A 16,146-nucleotide genomic window follows, 5' to 3' on the forward strand; every position below is an offset into this window, starting at 1 on the left:
GCTATCAGAACAAGCCGCCCTGCTGCGGCATATCGACGGCCTCCTGCTCACCGGGCCAGAGCGGCATCGGTGGGAGGGTCGGCAGCCGCTCGCAGAGTGCGGCGTGAAAGTCTCGGGCCAGCTGAGGAGCGAGCAGGTTATCCGGGGTGTGCATAAACAGCATCGGCTGACGCCCTTCCTGCAGCCACTGCACGCACTTGTCGAGCCAGGGCGCCAGTGCCTGCCAGTTGGCAGCCTGCTCCATGCCACCGATAAAGCGCACGCTGGGCCGCTCACTCAGCGCAATGGCGTGCACCGGCAGACGCGGCTTGCGCCGCTTGGCTTCCAGCGTCGACGGATCGGTCGCAGCACTGGCAAACAGGGCGCGGCTGTCAAAACTGATGCGCTCGATACTGCGCTGATGCAGCAAACGATTGAGCTGGCGCTCGGCGTCATCCTTGCGGAAAAAGCCCGGATGTCGCACTTCGACTGCATAGCGGTAGTCGCCCGGCAAGCTATCGAGAAAATCCGCCAGCGTACCCATATCTTCTGGCGCAAAGCGCTCCGGCAACTGCAGCCAGATCGGCCCGAGCCGCTGCTGCAGCGGTGCCAGCCGTTCAAGAAAGGCTTTCAACGCTGGGTGGGCAGGGTCCAGCCGACCAGCGTGACTGACCTCCCGCGGCAGTTTGGCGCAGAAATGAAAATCATCCACCAGCAGCTCGGCCCAGCGGGCAACCCGCGCCTCGCTCGGCAACGAGTAGAAGGTGGTATTGCCCTCGACCGCGCCAAACACCCGGCTGTACTGCGCCAAACGCTCATCGGCGTCGCTGCCGCGGGTGTAGAGGCTGCCCGACCAGGCAGGCTCGGCCCAGAGCGGGCAGCCAGTGATGAAACGCATGGGTAGTGCGGTCACGACATCAGGCGTAGGTGTCGATGCCGACGATAGTGTCAGCGGCGCTGTCGACCGGCATGTTGGCGGTGCTTTGATAGCTGGCGAGTGCCTGATTGGCGCGACCGTAGATCGGCTCATAAGACTCGCGCCGGGCAGGGATATACTCGGCGGCCGGGCTGGAGGTACGGACCACCTGGGCTGGCGGAAGACGCGTCGCGGTTACCCCGGCCTGCTCATTGCCGGGCACGGACGCAGCAGGGCTGCTGCCAGTGGTGTTGGCAACCGCGCGGCTGCTGCGGTCAGGCAGCGATGAGTAAGGGTTGAAACCGTCCAGGCGCACCAGATTAGCTCCAGAGATAATGCCGCCAGCTTACGCCTGGCCTTTTGGCGTGGCAACCTTGTCGCGCAGGTAGACCGGCTGGGCATCGGCCGCATCCAGCACCTCACCGGCCAGCCAGCGTGGCAAGGCCAGGGTAATCAGGTCGACGGCATCCGGCAGCATCTGCGGCCAACTGCGCTCGGCCGAGACCGCCAGCCGGTCGGCGTACTGCCAGCCAGTCCCGGCGCCGGCCACACTGGCTACCCCGTCAGGCAGGCTGACGGCTTCCGGAGGGCAGACCCGCTCGTCGTCCAGTGACTGCATGACGCCGTCCTGCAGGCCGTATAGCCCCCAGTAGACTTCGTCCATGCGCGCATCAATCGCCGCTGCAACGGTCTCGGCGCCATGTTCGCGCCACGCGCGCTGGGCCAGCGCAGCCAGGTTGGACACCGCAATCACCGGCTTGTCGGCGGCAAAGGCCAGACCCTGCACCATGCCAGTGGCGATACGCACACCGGTAAAGGCACCGGGTCCGCGGCCGAACACCAGCGCATCGACATCCGGCAAACGCAGCTCGCGCTCGCCGAGCAGCTCTTCAATCATCGGCAGCAGGCGCTGGGCGTGCTGACGCGGAATCACTTCGCTGCGCGCAGTGACGCGGCCGTCATGCAGCAGCGCGGCAGAACAGCATTCGGTGGCGGTATCCAGAGCAAGCAGTGTAGTCATGGTCGGATTCTGAATTCAGGGCCGGGCATTGTACAAAAATGCAAAGACCCGTGCGACCGAAGTCAGCACGGGTCTTGTGGTCAAGCGAGCAGGACTCAGTCCAGCGCGGTGATGACCTTGGCAGTGATCTGCTCGACGCTGCCGATGCCTTCCACCTTGGCGCACTTGGGCGTGCCCTTGGCAGCAGACAGCTTCTGGTAGAAGTCGACCAGCGGCTTGGTCTGGGTGTGGTACACCTCCAGACGCTTGCGTACGGTTTCTTCCTTGTCGTCGTCACGCTGGATCAGGTCTTCACCCGTCACATCATCCTTGCCGGCAACCTTCGGCGGGTTGTGGTCGACATGGTAAACCCGACCGGAACCCGGGTGCACGCGGCGGCCGGACAGACGGGCAACGATTTCTTCGTCAGCAACGGCAATTTCCAGTACGCGATCGATATCGATGCCAGCTTCAACCAGCGCTTCAGCCTGCGGGATGGTGCGCGGAAAACCGTCAAACAGGAAGCCCTTGGCGCAATCGTCCTGGGTGATACGCTCCTTGATCAGACCGATGATCAGGTCGTCGGAGACCAGGCCGCCATTGTCCATGACTTCTTTCACCTGCTTGCCAAGCTCGGTGCCGGCCTTGACCGCTGCGCGCAGCATGTCCCCGGTGGAGATCTGCGGGATGCCAAAACGCTCGCAGATGAACTGGGCCTGTGTGCCCTTGCCCGCCCCGGGGGCGCCCAACAGGATAACTCGCATGATGTACTCCTCGTCTAACTGAATCCGAGCTGTCAGCGGCCCTAAACCAGCGACCTGCCTGGCACCCGCGCGCGGCGCAGATGCGGAAAAATTCGCACTATCCAGGCGGTGCTGGATCGCAAAGGGGGATCAACATACACGCCCGCGCCGACATGCACAAGACGGACCATTGTCGCAGGCAAACAAGCCATTGAAATACTTGACGATCAGCGCAGCCCATCAAGGCTGCGCGTTCTGTCGTCAGCCGGTATTGCGCATGCCGGCGGCGATGCCGGCCATGGTCACCATCAGGGCACGTTCAAGATCCGCATCAATCTTGTCGCCCTGCGCGCGGGTACGCGCCATCAGTTCGGCCTGCAGCACATGCAGCGGATCGGTGTAGGGGTTGCGAATCGCAACCGACTCACCCAGCGCCGGGTTGTGGGCCAGCAGCACATCGCTGTCACGCAGTTGCAGCACTGCCGCAGTGGCCTGTTCCAGAGCGTCACGCAGACGCTTGCCCAGCGGCCAGAGGTCCTCGCTGGCCAGACGCCTCTCATAGAAGCGGGCAATATCGACATCGGCCTTGGACAGCACCATCTCCAGCATCTCGACCCGTGCCAGGAAGAACGGCCAGTGCGTCATCATCTCGCGCAACTGGTCCTGCCTGCCCGCATCCAGCATCTCACGCAGCGCCTGTCCTGCGCCCAGCCAGGCTGGCAGCATAAGCCGGGTCTGCGTCCAGGCGAATATCCAGGGAATCGCCCGCAGGGTTTCAATACCGCCCTGACTGCGCCGCTTGGCCGGCCGGCTGCCCAGCGGCAGACGCCCAAGCTCCTGCTCCGGCGTGGCCTGACGGAAGTACTCGACGAATTGTGGCTCGCCGCGCACTACACCGCGATAAACCTCGACCGAACGATCCGCCATCTGCTGCATCAGCTCACGCCAGGCCGGTTGCGGTGCTGGCGGCGGCAGCAGGCTGGCTTCCAGCACCGCACTGGCGTACAGCTGCATGCTTTGCACGGCAATGCCGGGCAGACCGAACTTGAAGCGGATCATCTCGCCCTGCTCGGTCACCCGGAACTGGCCCCTTACCGAGCCCGGTGGCTGCGACAGAATCGCCATGTGCGCAGGTGCCCCGCCCCGGCCAACCGTGCCGCCACGACCGTGGAACAGACGCAGGCGCACGCCGTGACGCTGACAAACCGCAACCAGTGCCTCCTGAGCGCGGTACTGCGCCCAGCCCGCCGCCAGAGTGCCGGCATCCTTGGCCGAATCGGAGTAACCAATCATGACTTCCTGCTCGTCGCCAACCAGCGCGCGATACTGATCCAGCGCCAGCAGCCGGTCGATGGCGGCGGCAGCGTGATCCAGATCATCGAGGGTTTCAAACAGCGGAGCGACTCGCATCGGCCAGGTGACACCGGTTTCCTTGAGCAGCAGCTTGACCGCCAGCACGTCGGAGGGATGCGAAGCCATGGAGATGACATAAGACCCGAGCAGCTCGCGCGGCTGCTGGGCAACCACCCGACAGGTCGCCAGCACTTCAGCCACCTCCGCAGACGGCTGCCAGGTCGGCGGCAGCAGCGGACGTCGGTTATGCAGTTCCTCGAGCAGGAAGCGGCAGCGCGCCTCCTCGTCCCAGTCGGCGTAGTTGCCCAGCTGCAGGTATTGGGTCAGCTCGCTGAATACCTCGGCATGCCGCGCTGCATCCTGACGAATGTCCAGTCGCACCAGCCCGAGGCCGAAGGCGTTGACCCGACGCAGGGTATCCAGCAGCGGGCCATTGGCGATGCGCTTGAGGCCGAACTGCATCAGCGACCGGTAGCACAGTTCCAGCGGGCCGCGCAGGTCATCCAGATCATGCAATACCTCATCCGGCATGGGCACATCGGCGCTCAGCGACTGCTCCGCCCAGCGTCGGCTGGCCTGCAGCCGGGTACGCAACTGCTTGAGCACCGCGCGATAAGGCTCGTCGACCGAGTTCGCCTGCGCCAGCAGTTCGTCACTGGCGGCATGCATTGACAACTGATTGGTCAGCTCTTCGATGTCGCGCAGGTACAGATCCGCCGCCATCCAGCGCCCCAGCAGCAGCACCTCGCGGGTTACCGGTGCGGTGACGTTGGGGTTGCCATCACGGTCTCCGCCCATCCAGGAGGCAATGCGCACCGGTGCGGCGCGCAGATCAAGATGCTCGCCTGTCGCCTTATGCACATCGGCGTCAAACTGACGAAGAAACTGCGGCAGTGCCTGCCACAGCGAATGCTCGATGACAGCAAAACCCCACTTGGCTTCATCAACCGGCGTCGGACGGGTACGGCGAATCTCATCGGTATGCCAGGCCTCGCTGATCAGGCGGGCCAGATCCTGACGCACCTCACCACGTTCGCTGGAAGTCAGATCGTCGTGATCACCGCGAGCAAGGGCGGCGGCGATGGCGTCGTATTTCTGAATCAGGGTGCGGCGGGTCACTTCGGTCGGGTGCGCAGTCAGCACCAGCTCAATGTCCAGATCATTGACCTGCTGCACGATGGCTTCGGCACTGAAGTTTTCCTGCTTGAGTCGGGCCAGCAGATCACTCACGCAACGCGACTCGAAGCCGAGCGGCTCATCAGCCCGGCGGCGGCGAATACGGTGATGCTGTTCGGCGATGTTGGCCAGGTTGAGGAACTGGTTGAAGGCACGACAGACCGGCAGCAACTGGCTATCCGGCAAGTCCTGCAGGGCGCTGAGCAACGCTTCATTGGCGGCCTGATCCGCCTTGCGCCCCTGTTTGGCACCCAGCCGGATGCGCTCGATGCGCTGCAGAAAGTCCTCCCCCAGGTGAGCCTGAATGGTCTGCCCGAGCAGGGCTCCCAGATTGTGGACGTCTTCGCGCAAGCGGGCATCGATATCGGTCATGGACTTACCTCCGAACAGTATGAGCGAACAGCATGCGATGCCCGCCCGTCCCTGACAAGGGGCCAATGGCACTGAAAGCCTGCGCGAATGGTCTATGCTGAGGGTGTCGCCACAAGCGACAGTCAGTCATCAAGGGGGAAAACATGAAGATCCGTGAACTCACCCAGACCTGGGAAAAAACCGCCAAGGGCCGGGTGACCCGCAACAGCTACAGCGTACATCTGCCACTCGAGGACGCGGCCCGCCTGGAAGCGCTGCACGAGATGTATCCGAAACGCCAGATCGAGGACCTGATCACCGACCTGCTCGGCGCCGCACTGGAGGAACTCGAAGCCAGCCTGCCCTACCAGGCCGGCAAGGAAGTCATCGCGGTCGACGAACTGGGCGACCCCCTGTACAAGGACGAGGGCCCGACACCGCGCTATCTGGAGCTGAGCCGCAAGCACCTGCAGGAGTTGCTCGAGCGCCAGCAGGAAACCCAGCATTAAGCGCGGCGACAAACACGGTCACGGCATGCCTTGACCCTATAAGCCTTGCTGCTTGGCGGCATCCCACAGTGCGTCGAGCTCGTCCAGCGAGCGCTCGGCCACCGTAGCTCCCTGCACACGCAGTTGATCCTCGATAAAGCGAAAGCGCCGCTCGAACTTGGCATTGCCCTGGCGCAGCGCGTTTTCCGCATCGACACCCAGGTGCCGGGCCAGATTGACCACGCAGAACAGCAGATCGCCCATTTCTTCGGCAACGGCCTGCTGATGGCCAGCCGCGAGCGCTTCACGCACTTCGTCGAGCTCTTCACTGATCTTGTCGATCACCGGGGCCACCTCGGGCCAGTCGAAGCCGGCCGACGCCGCGCGTTTCTGCAGCTTCTGGGCGCGACTCAGGGCCGGCAGCGCCGCCGGTACATCATCCAGCAGTGACAGCTGCTCAGGCCGGTCTGCTTTCTCGGCCCGCTCCTCGGCCTTGATCTGCTCCCAACGCTGCTTGATCTGCTCGGGCGCCAGGGTCAGGGTGCCGGGCGGGGTACGCAGATTGCCGTCGGGGAATACATGCGGGTGACGTCGCACCAGCTTGCGGGTAATGCCATCGACCACCTCGTTCCAGCTGAAACGCTCTTCCTCGCTGGCCAGCTGGGCGTAAAACACCACCTGAAACAGCAGATCACCCAGCTCGCCGCGCAGCTGATCGAAATCGCCCTGCTCGATGGCATCGGCGACTTCGTAGGCCTCTTCCAGCGTATGCGGCACGATGGTCGCGTAGCTCTGCTCCAGATCCCATGGGCAACCGTGCTGCGGATCACGCAGGCGCTGCATGAGGTACAGCAGATCGTCCAACTGGTAACTCATCCACGACCTTCCTGGCGGTTACGCCGCGCCTCAATCACGTTCGGCAGCTGGCTGATCCGCGTCAACAGGCGACTGAGCAGACTCAGACTCGGGATCTCGATGGTCAGCAGCATAGCGGCGTAGTTATCGTCCTTGTTGGTCCGCGTATTGACCTCCAGCACGTTGATCTTCTCATTGGCCAGCAGCAGCGACACGTCACGCAGCAGACCGGAGCGGTCGTAGGCCTTGATGTAGATCTCCACCGGGTAGGTTTGCACCGGCGCACCACCCCAGCTGACTTCGATCAGCCGCTCGGAGTCCCGATCCTGCAACTGCATGGCGTTGGCACAGTCGGCGCGGTGTACCGTGACGCCACGACCGAGGGTGATATAGCCGATGATCGGATCACCCGGCACCGGCTGGCAGCAGCCGGCCAGCTGGGTCATCAGGTTGCCGACGCCCTGGATGTAGACATCGCCGCGGCGGCCGACCGAAGAGCGGCTCGGTTTCTTCGGAATCAGCTCAAGCTGTTCGCTGTGTCGATCCGGCTCGACCAGTTGCTGGGCCACAGTCACCACATGGGCCAGCCGCATGTCGCCGGCTCCGACAGCGACGAACAAATCTTCCTGACTCTTCAGCCCGAGGCGGTCAATCAACTGCGCATAGTCTGCGCCGTTCAGGGCCATACGGGTCAGCTCGCGCTCGACCATCAGCTTGCCGGCCTGCACGTTCTGCTCGCGGGCCTGTTCCTTGAACCAGTGCTGCACCTTGGCCCGCGCGCGTGACGTGTTCAGGTAGCCGAGGTTGGGGTTCAGCCAGTCACGACTGGGCCCGCTCTGCTTGCCGGTAATGATCTCGACCTGCTCACCGGTCTGCAGCAGGTAGTTGAGCGGTACGATGCGGCCGTTGACCTTGGCGCCGCGACAGCTGTGACCGATCTCGGTGTGTACCCGATAGGCGAAATCCAGCGGGGTCGCGCCCTTGGGCATGTCCAGCACGTGGCCGTCGGGGGTGAACAGGTAAATACGATCCGGCTCGAAATCCACCCGCAGCTGTTCGGCCAACCCGCCGATATCGCCCATCTCCTCGTGCCATTCCAGCACCTGTCGCAACCAGGCGATCTTGTCCTCGTAGGCGTTGGAGCTGCTGTCCGGATCGGTCCCCTTGTAGCGCCAGTGGGCGCAAACACCGAGCTCGGCCTCTTCATGCATGGCCTGGGTACGGATCTGTACTTCCAGCACCTTGCCCTCGGGGCCGATCACCGCCGTATGCAGCGAGCGATAGCCGTTTTCCTTGGGGTTGGCAATGTAGTCGTCGAACTCGTTGGGAATGTGCCGCCAAAGGCTGTGAACTACCCCAAGAGCGGTGTAGCAATCACGCACCTGCGGCACCAGAATTCGCACTGCGCGCACGTCGTATACCTGACTGAAATCGATGCCCTTGCGCTGCATCTTCCGCCAGATCGAGTAGATATGCTTGGCCCGACCGGTAATGTCGGCATGAATCGACGCTTCTTCCAGTGCCTCGCGCAACTGCGCCATCACCGCGTCGATATATTCCTGTCGGTCGAGCCGACGCTCGTCCAGCAGCTTGGCAATCTGCTTGTACTGGGTCGGCTCCAGGTAGCGGAAGGACAGATCTTCCAGCTCCCACTTGATATGACCAATCCCGAGACGATGGGCCAGCGGTGCATAGATGTCGAATACCTCACGGGCAACCCGGTAGCGCTTCTCCTCCGGCGCGTCCTTGACTGCCCGGATGGCGCAGGTGCGCTCGGCCAGCTTGATCAGGGCGACGCGCACGTCATCGACCATGGTCACCAGCATCTTGCGCAGATTCTCTACCTGGGACTGGGTATTGAACATGGCGTTGTTGCCGGGATTCTGCGACACACTGATCGCCGCCATGCGCTGCACGCCATCGACCAGATGGGTGACGGTCGGACCAAACCGGTGCTCGACCTCGGTGAGATCGGTCTTGCGCTCGCGCACAGCGCGATAGACGACTGCGGCGACCAGCGAATCCTGGTCGAGTTTGAGGTCAGCCAGGATTTCGGCCATTTCAAGACCGGTGCGATAACTGCTGGCGCCGTCAGCCCAGATGTTTTCGGCCGCGATCGCCTGCTGCTCAAGATCACATGCCCATTCGCATGCCTCATGCAGCACCTGGGGGTCGCTGAGCTGGGTGCGCTCCCCGATCCTGCTGATCCAGGCGTCGATATTGACGCTGCCGTCCTGATTGATCGGGTGTGCTGCTCTGACCTGTACCATTTTCTTATCCTCGCCCGGAGGCGATCTACTGTCTCCGGAACAATGCCATGGCTTCGACATGGGCGGTTTGGGGGAACATATCCATGATGCCCGCCCTGACCAGGGTATAGCCCTTGCCTGCCAGAATTCCCGCGTCCCGCGCCAGCGTGGCCGGGTTGCAGGAAATGTAAAGTATGCGCGCGACGCCCATTGCTGCCAGATCGGCCACCAGCTGATCGGCGCCATCACGCGGGGGGTCCAGCAGCGCGGCCGTATATCTCTGGGGCGCAGCCGACATTTCAAGGGGCTTCGACAGGTCAGCCGGCAAAAAGTGCACCGCATCCAGGCGGTTTTTGCGCGCATTTTCCTGCGCGCGCGCCACCATCTCTTCACTGCCCTCGATACCCACCACCGAAGCGCCTGCCCGGGCCAGTGCCAGGGCGAAGTTACCGACACCGCAGAACAGGTCCAGCACCGCTTCGCCCGGCTCGATCGCCAGCCAGTCCAGCGCCTGATTGACCATGGCCTGATTGATCTGCGGATTGACCTGGGTGAAGTCACCCGGCGCAAAACCCAGCGTCAACTGCTGATCAGCCAGCTTGTAGGCCGGCTCGGCAGCCGAGCCCAGCGGCACCGCTGCAGCGTCATCGCCCTGCAGCCAGCAGCCCATGCCATGCTGCTCGGCAAAGGCCAGCAATTGTTGCTGATCTTCGGCCGGGAGCGGTTGCAGATGACGCAGCACCAGCGCCGGATGCTCAGCGCCGATCAGCTCGACATGCCCCAGCGTCTCGACAGAGCGCAGCCCGCGCAGCAGCGCTGGCAAGGCCTTGAGCGCCGCCTCCAGCTGCGGCACCAGAACGGGGCATTGCGTTACGTTGACCAGCTCATTGCTGGCGCGTTGACGAAAGCCCACATCCAGCTCGCGCCGCTGCCGATCCCAGCGCAGCGCGATACGGGTGCGCTGGCGATAGCCATAATCCGACCCGGACAATGCCGGCGCCCATTGCTGTGGCTCAACCTGGGCGAAATGCTGCAATTGCTGGGCCAGCGCCTGTTGCTTGATCTCCAGCTGCTGCTGGTGCGGCATGTGCTGCAAGCTGCAGCCACCACACAGTTCGATGTGCGGACAGCGCGGCAGCTGTCGATCAGGGCTGGCCTGCTGCAGGCTTTCCAGCCGCGCCTCAATCAGCTTGCTGCGCGCACGAATCACCCGGGCAGTGACCTGCTCACCGGGCAATCCGCCCTCGACAAAGGTGGTCCGTCCACGCCAGCGACCGATACCGCGCCCGTCGTGGGTCAGACGCTCCAGGGTCAGCTCGATACGCTGCCCGACCGCAGCCGGTGCATCGGCTGCAGCAGTCGTGCGCGACCGTCCGCGACCGCGCTTCACAGTGGACCGTCGTAGACGCCGGTGGACAGGTAGCGATCGCCGCGATCACAGATGATCGCCACGATGACGGCGTTCTCAACCTCGGCACTGATGCGCAGCGCTGCGGCCACCGACCCGCCGGATGACACGCCACAGAAGATGCCCTCTTCACGCGCCAGACGACGCATGGTCACCTCGGCCTCCTGCTGGCCCATATCGATCACACGATCGACCCGGGTGTCGTCAAAAATGGTCGGCAGATACTCCTTCGGCCAGCGACGGATACCGGGAATCGCCGCTCCCTCGACAGGCTGCAGGCCAACAATCTGAATCGACGGATTCTGTTCCTTGAGGTAACGGGAAGTCCCCATGATGGTACCGGTGGTGCCCATCGAGCTGATGAAATGCGTAACGGTACCGTTTGTGTCGCGCCAGATCTCGGGGCCAGTGCCGCGGTAATGCGCCTCGGGGTTGTCCTGGTTGCCAAACTGGTCAAGTACCTTGCCCTGCCCCTCGGCCTGCATGCGCAAGGCCAGATCGCGCGCGCCCTCCATGCCCTGAGCCTGGGTGACCTCAATCAGCTCGGCGCCGTAGGCCGTCATCGCTGCCTTGCGCTCGGCACTCATGTTATTCGGCATGATCAGCACCATGCGGTAGCCCTTGATCGCTGCTGCCATGGCCAGGGCGATGCCGGTATTGCCCGAGGTCGCCTCAATCAGGGTGTCGCCGGGCTGGATATCCCCGCGTGCCTCGGCCCGCTCGATCATCGACAGCGCCGGCCGATCCTTGACTGAACCGGCCGGGTTGTTACCTTCGAGTTTGACCAGGATGGTATTACTGGTATTGCCGGGCAGGCGTTGCAGGCGAACCAGCGGGGTGTTGCCGATGCAGTCGGCAATGGTTGGGTAACTCATGACTCTACCTCGGGGGCCGGTTGACCCGGATACCCGGGTCGTCGAAGCTGTGCTTTTTAACAAGTCGGCCTATGATACCGGCAACGGCGAAGTGGATATAGCTAATGAACGAGATCGGTATCAAGGCAAGGCTGCTGCTGATGACCCTGATCCCCGCGGGGATTCTGGCCACGGCTGTTGGCGCCTATTTCAGCTGGCAGCACCTTGGTGACCTGCAGCAGCAATTGCTCGAGCGCGGGCAGCTCACCGCCGAACACCTGCAAAGACCAGCCACCGAGGCCTTGCTGGCCGGACAGCCGGAGCGGCTGCGCAGCGCTCTGGCAAGCACTCTGAATTATCAGGATGTGCGCGCGGTAGCGCTGTATGACGCTGATCACCATCCACTCGAACACAGCGGCCCGCAGATGTTCATCGCCGATCAGCCAGTACCGGAAACCCCGCTGGCGGCGGGTACCGGCCTGCAGATCCGCAGCGGTGAGCGCAGTACCCGTTTCGTCCTGCCGCTGCAGGCCAGCCCCGAGCTGCTGTCAGACAGCACCCGCACCGATCTTGAGCCGGATGCGCTGATCGGCTGGCTGGAAGTCGAACTCAGCCACGGCAATACCCAGCTGCGTACTTACCAGACCCTGCTCAGCACCCTGGTACTGGTTCTGCTTGGCCTGCTGATCACCAGCCTGATGGTCAGCACCATGGGCCGTCGTATCCTCGAACCGATTGCCGACATCAACCAGGCCATCGCCCGAATCAGCAGGGGCCAGCTTGATGTGCGCCTGCCGAAGCAGGGTGCGCGCGAGCTGGACGATCTGGTCGAGGGCATCAATACCATGGCCCAGGCGCTGCAGAGCGCGCAGGGCGAGCTGCAACAGAACGTCGAGCAGGCCACCGAGGACCTGCGCCAGACGCTGGAGACCATCGAAGTTCAGAATATCGAGCTCGATATGGCGCGCAAGGCGGCGCAGGAAGCCAGCCGGATCAAGTCCGAATTTCTCGCCAACATGAGTCACGAGCTGCGCACACCGCTTAACGGGATTATCGGTTTCAGCAACCTGCTGCAGCGCACCGAGATGACAACGCGCCAGAGCGAATACCTGGACACCATCAGCAAGTCGGCCAGCAACCTGCTGGCGATCATCAACGAAATTCTGGACTTCTCCAAGATTGAAGCCGGCAAGCTGACCCTGGAGAGCATGCCATTCAACCTGCGTGATCAGATCGAAGAAGCGCTGACCATGCTCGCACCGGCCGCCCACCAGAAGCAGATCGAGCTGGTCAGCCTGATCTACAGTGACGTCCCGTTGGGCCTCAAAGGCGATGCACTGCGCCTGAAACAGATTCTGTCCAACCTGCTGAGTAACGCGATCAAGTTCACCCACGTCGGGTCGGTTTGCCTGCGGGTTATGCTGGAAGAGGAAAACGACAGCGAGGCGACCTTGCGCATCAGCGTCTCTGACACCGGCGTTGGCCTTTCCGAGGCGCAGCAGAAGTCGCTGTTCCGGGCCTTCAGTCAGGTCGACAACTCGCTGACCAGGCAGACCGGCGGCACCGGCCTGGGGCTGGTCATCACCAAGCGCCTAGTCGAAGAAATGCAGGGTGACATCGGCCTGAATAGCAGACCCGGGGAAGGCTCCGAGTTCTGGTTGACGATCACCCTGAACAAATCCAGCCAGGCCAGCGACGACCTTCCCGTGCGACCATTTTCCGGCATTGAGGTCGCTGTTTACGAACCCCTCGACCTGACCCGGCAAGCTCTGCTCCACTCACTCGAGGGGCTTGGCCTGCAGGCCCGCCTGTACGCCTCACTCAGCGAGCTTGATAGCGACCTGAACACAGCCAACGGTCAGACCATACAGCTCGCCCTGATCAGCAGCGGCAACAATGACTCCGAGTGGACCGAAAGCGTTCAGGCAGCCCAGCGCTGGGCCGCCGCCGGGCAGTGCCAGAGTATTCTGCTGGTAGACACGGTCGCGCAACCGGACTTGCTGGATCAACTGCCGCCGGCACACTGCGCGGTGCTCTCCCGTCCACTGTGCCTGCGCAAGCTGTATCGCACCCTTACCCGTCTGCTGTCACCCCGCGCGGGCGTGGCGGCGGAGTCGTCGACACCACTGCTGTCCGAGCGACGCAGCAATCCGGACAGCGTCAGCATTCTCTGCGTCGACGATAACCCGGCCAACCTCAAACTGGTCGAAACCTTTCTGCAGGAAATGGGCACCCGGGTGCGTACCGCCACCAGCGGAGAAAACGCCCTCGATATCCTCGATGAACAGCGCTTTGATCTGATTTTCATGGATGTCCAAATGCCCGGAATGGACGGACGCCAGACAACCGAGGAACTGCGTATTCGCGAAGAGATCAGCCAGCAGTCGGCCACGCCGGTCGTCGCACTGACCGCCCACGCGCTCGCAGATGAAAGACGCAAACTGCTCAAATGCGGCATGAATGACTACCTGAGCAAACCGATCAACCCCGAGCAATTGCGTGACAGTATCTTGAAATGGACCGGTCACGACCTGTCACCCGGCGCTGCACCGAAGCTGGAGGAGCAGCCGGAGCAACCTGCCGACAGCGAACCGCGCATACTGGATCACGACGAAGGGTTGCGGCTCGCGGCTGGCAAGGCAGATCTGGCGCAGGAGATGCTGGATATGCTGATGCAGAGCCTGCCCGGCGACCGCGAGCAAATAGAGCAAAGCTACCGGGCCGGCAACACCGACGCGCTGCTGGAGACGGTGCACCGTCTGCACGGAGCAACCCGCTACTGCGGCGTACCCGAGCTGCGAAGACGCTGTCTGCAAGCCGAAACACGGCTGAAGGAAAAGGCGCCCTGCGGCGAGGAAATAGAACGGCTGCTGGAAGCTGTAGACCGCCTGCAGGGCAGCCTGTCAGTCCTGTGACCAGAGGGCAAACGCCAGCGCCTGCTCCCGCTCGTCGCTGAGCGAAAGCAGCATGCGCCCGCCGCCGCCGTCCGCCACTCGCTGGGCTGCGGCCCCGCTCAGCACAACGACAGGGGCGCCCAGCGGATCACGGTCAATCTGCATGTGCTGCCAGGACAGCCCTCCGGCCAACCCGGTCCCGAGCGCTTTCATGATGGCTTCCTTGGCCGCGAAGCGCTTGGCCAGAAAGCGAGCCGGCTGACCGTGATCGGCAAAGCGAGCGAACTCGTCCGGCGTCAGGATACGCCGGGCAAAACGCTCGCCCTGGCGCCCCAGCGCCGCCTCAATCCGCGACACCAGCACCAGGTCGGTGCCGATACCCCGGATCATCGGCCAGACGCTTCCATGATCAGCTGGCGCATGTCACGCACCGCACCGGCCAGACCGGAAAACAGGGCGCGGGCAATAATCGCGTGGCCGATGTTCAGCTCATGGATTCCGGGAATCGCAGCGATTGCCTGAACGTTATGATAATGCAGACCGTGCCCGGCGTTGACCACCAGACCAAGCTTGCGGGCGTAGGTGACGGACTCGCGGATACGCTCCAGCGCCTGCTGCTGCTCGGCCCCCTCGGTATCGGCATAGTGGCCCGTGTGCAGCTCAATCACCGGCGCACCCAGCCGCTTGGCCGCCTCAATCTGGCGCCGGTCCGGGTCGATAAACAGCGACACTTCACTGCCAGCCGCGGCCAGCCGCTCGATGGCCGCCTGAACGCGCGCCTCGTTACCACAGACGTCCAGCCCACCCTCGGTAGTAAGTTCTTCACGACGCTCCGGGACCAGACAGACATGTGCCGGACGAATCTGCTCGGCAAAGGCGACCATCTCATCGGTAACCGCCATCTCGAAATTCATTCGCGTCTGCAGCACCTGTGCCAGCAGGTGAATATCACGCTCCTGGATATGACGACGATCTTCACGCAGATGCACGGTAATACCATCTGCCCCGGCCTGCTCGGCTTCAATGGCCGCCTGGACCGGATCCGGGTAACGGGTACCACGGGCCTGACGCAGGGTAGCGACGTGGTCGATGTTGACGCCCAACAGCACGCGATCAGACTGGCTCATGCAAGATTCTCCGTTGACTATGCCGGGCGGCGATCCGCCCTTGACTCAGCGCGGCTCGCCCGTGCGACCCGCGGCAAATAATTGGCGACTGACCAGCGGACGATCGCCTAGGTGAACAGCCAGCACCTGGCGCATCAGCCGCTTGGCAACCGGCAGCGCGTCGACGCTGGTCCAGTCCAGCGCGGCCATCGCCAGCAACCCTCGCCCGGACAGACCACTTGAGGAGGTATCGACCACCGGATACAAACCCAGATCCGGACTCCAGCGATACAGGGTATCAGGCAGCACCGGCTGCTGATCGGCGTCCTCGGTCAGACTGAAACCGTAACCCAGCAGTTCCAGCAGACGCCACTCGAATTCACGCAGAATCGGTTCAACCGAAGACGGCGACGACGCCAGCCGCTCCAGCGCCGACTGATAGCCGGCAAACAGCAGCGTCTGAGCGTCACCCGGTGACAGCAGACGAACCAGCAATTCATTGAGGTACATACCGCTGAACAGCGCCTGCCCTTGCAGTCGTGCATGAGCACCGGCCACTTCAGCCTGCTGCAGGGATTTCAGGTCACCGCGGCCGTGCCAGCTGACCAGCAGCGGCACGAAGGGTTGAGGGCGAACACCGCGACCGCTACCCCGCGCCCCGCGCCAGACAACCCGCTGCAGCCCGCCCTGCAGGCTGAGCAGGTCTACCAGTGCACTGGTGTCACGGTAGGGCCTGCTGTGCAGGACGTAGGCAGGCTGCAGGTGCTCGCGCAT

At 63.2% G+C, this 16,146-nt stretch carries 14 protein-coding genes; 2 read left to right on the forward strand and 12 right to left on the reverse strand.

Translation table 11 applies throughout. The features are described from left to right. Nucleotides 1-4: 4 nt before the first annotated feature. From ACZ5WQ_RS09760 to ppc, 5 genes are all read right to left on the reverse strand, one after another. Complete coding sequence (locus tag ACZ5WQ_RS09760; protein ID WP_464382251.1) at nt 5-877, reverse strand: DUF72 domain-containing protein; 873 nt, start codon at nt 875-877, stop codon at nt 5-7. Nucleotides 878-896: 19 nt separating this feature from the next. After that, a complete protein-coding gene (locus tag ACZ5WQ_RS09765; protein ID WP_285677611.1) occupies nt 897-1,211 on the reverse strand; it encodes a hypothetical protein in 315 nt (104 codons plus the stop codon). Between the two features lie 30 nt (nt 1,212-1,241). Then, nucleotides 1,242-1,916 (reverse strand): tRNA (adenosine(37)-N6)-threonylcarbamoyltransferase complex dimerization subunit type 1 TsaB, encoded by a 675-nt coding sequence (tsaB, locus tag ACZ5WQ_RS09770; protein WP_269686851.1) that lies wholly within the window; start codon nt 1,914-1,916, stop codon nt 1,242-1,244. A gap of 95 nt (nt 1,917-2,011) precedes the next feature. After that, nucleotides 2,012-2,659, reverse strand: coding sequence for an adenylate kinase (gene adk, locus ACZ5WQ_RS09775; RefSeq protein ID WP_088273368.1), 648 nt, complete (start codon nt 2,657-2,659; stop codon nt 2,012-2,014). 240 nt (nt 2,660-2,899) lie between these two features. Next, nucleotides 2,900-5,539 (reverse strand): phosphoenolpyruvate carboxylase, encoded by a 2,640-nt coding sequence (gene ppc / locus ACZ5WQ_RS09780; protein ID WP_228245128.1) that lies wholly within the window; start codon nt 5,537-5,539, stop codon nt 2,900-2,902. Between the two features lie 143 nt (nt 5,540-5,682). On the opposite strand from ppc, the gene ACZ5WQ_RS09785 reads away from it, so the two are divergent. Further along, a complete protein-coding gene (locus ACZ5WQ_RS09785; RefSeq protein WP_285677609.1) occupies nt 5,683-6,027 on the forward strand; it encodes a pilin assembly protein in 345 nt (114 codons plus the stop codon). 36 nt (nt 6,028-6,063) lie between these two features. Here the strand turns inward: ACZ5WQ_RS09785 and mazG are convergent, their stop codons facing one another. From mazG to cysM, 4 genes are read right to left on the reverse strand one after another with little or no spacing between them, the layout of a single operon-like run. Continuing rightward, nucleotides 6,064-6,882 carry a nucleoside triphosphate pyrophosphohydrolase gene (gene mazG, locus ACZ5WQ_RS09790; protein WP_464382252.1) on the reverse strand — a complete coding sequence of 273 codons (819 nt, stop codon included), beginning with the start codon at nt 6,880-6,882 and terminating at the stop codon, nt 6,064-6,066. Next, a complete protein-coding gene (gene relA / locus ACZ5WQ_RS09795) occupies nt 6,879-9,131 on the reverse strand; it encodes a GTP diphosphokinase (protein WP_088273363.1) in 2,253 nt (750 codons plus the stop codon). Before relA ends, mazG begins: the two co-directional genes overlap by 4 nt. Before the next feature lie 25 nt (nt 9,132-9,156). Continuing rightward, nucleotides 9,157-10,500, reverse strand: coding sequence for a 23S rRNA (uracil(1939)-C(5))-methyltransferase RlmD (gene rlmD / locus ACZ5WQ_RS09800; protein WP_228245125.1), 1,344 nt, complete (start codon nt 10,498-10,500; stop codon nt 9,157-9,159). Further along, nucleotides 10,497-11,393 carry a cysteine synthase CysM gene (cysM, locus tag ACZ5WQ_RS09805; protein WP_088273360.1) on the reverse strand — a complete coding sequence of 299 codons (897 nt, stop codon included), beginning with the start codon at nt 11,391-11,393 and terminating at the stop codon, nt 10,497-10,499. The genes rlmD and cysM overlap by 4 nt, the downstream gene beginning before the upstream one ends. A 104-nt stretch (nt 11,394-11,497) precedes the next feature. Here cysM and ACZ5WQ_RS09810 point away from each other — a divergent pair, with 104 nt between their 5' ends. Then, on the forward strand, nt 11,498-14,287 hold the full coding sequence (locus ACZ5WQ_RS09810; RefSeq protein ID WP_269686846.1) for a response regulator: 2,790 nt from the start codon (nt 11,498-11,500) through the stop codon (nt 14,285-14,287). Here ACZ5WQ_RS09810 and acpS read toward each other — a convergent pair. From acpS to recO, 3 genes are read right to left on the reverse strand one after another with little or no spacing between them, the layout of a single operon-like run. Then, nucleotides 14,276-14,656 (reverse strand): holo-ACP synthase, encoded by a 381-nt coding sequence (gene acpS, locus ACZ5WQ_RS09815; protein ID WP_088273357.1) that lies wholly within the window; start codon nt 14,654-14,656, stop codon nt 14,276-14,278. The genes ACZ5WQ_RS09810 and acpS overlap by 12 nt on opposite strands. Continuing rightward, nucleotides 14,653-15,393 carry a pyridoxine 5'-phosphate synthase gene (gene pdxJ / locus ACZ5WQ_RS09820; protein ID WP_228245123.1) on the reverse strand — a complete coding sequence of 247 codons (741 nt, stop codon included), beginning with the start codon at nt 15,391-15,393 and terminating at the stop codon, nt 14,653-14,655. The genes acpS and pdxJ overlap by 4 nt, the downstream gene beginning before the upstream one ends. A 45-nt stretch (nt 15,394-15,438) precedes the next feature. Further along, nucleotides 15,439-16,146 carry a DNA repair protein RecO gene (recO, locus tag ACZ5WQ_RS09825; protein ID WP_285677604.1) on the reverse strand — a complete coding sequence of 236 codons (708 nt, stop codon included), beginning with the start codon at nt 16,144-16,146 and terminating at the stop codon, nt 15,439-15,441.

Source organism: Halopseudomonas sp. T1L2 (assembly GCF_055397385.1).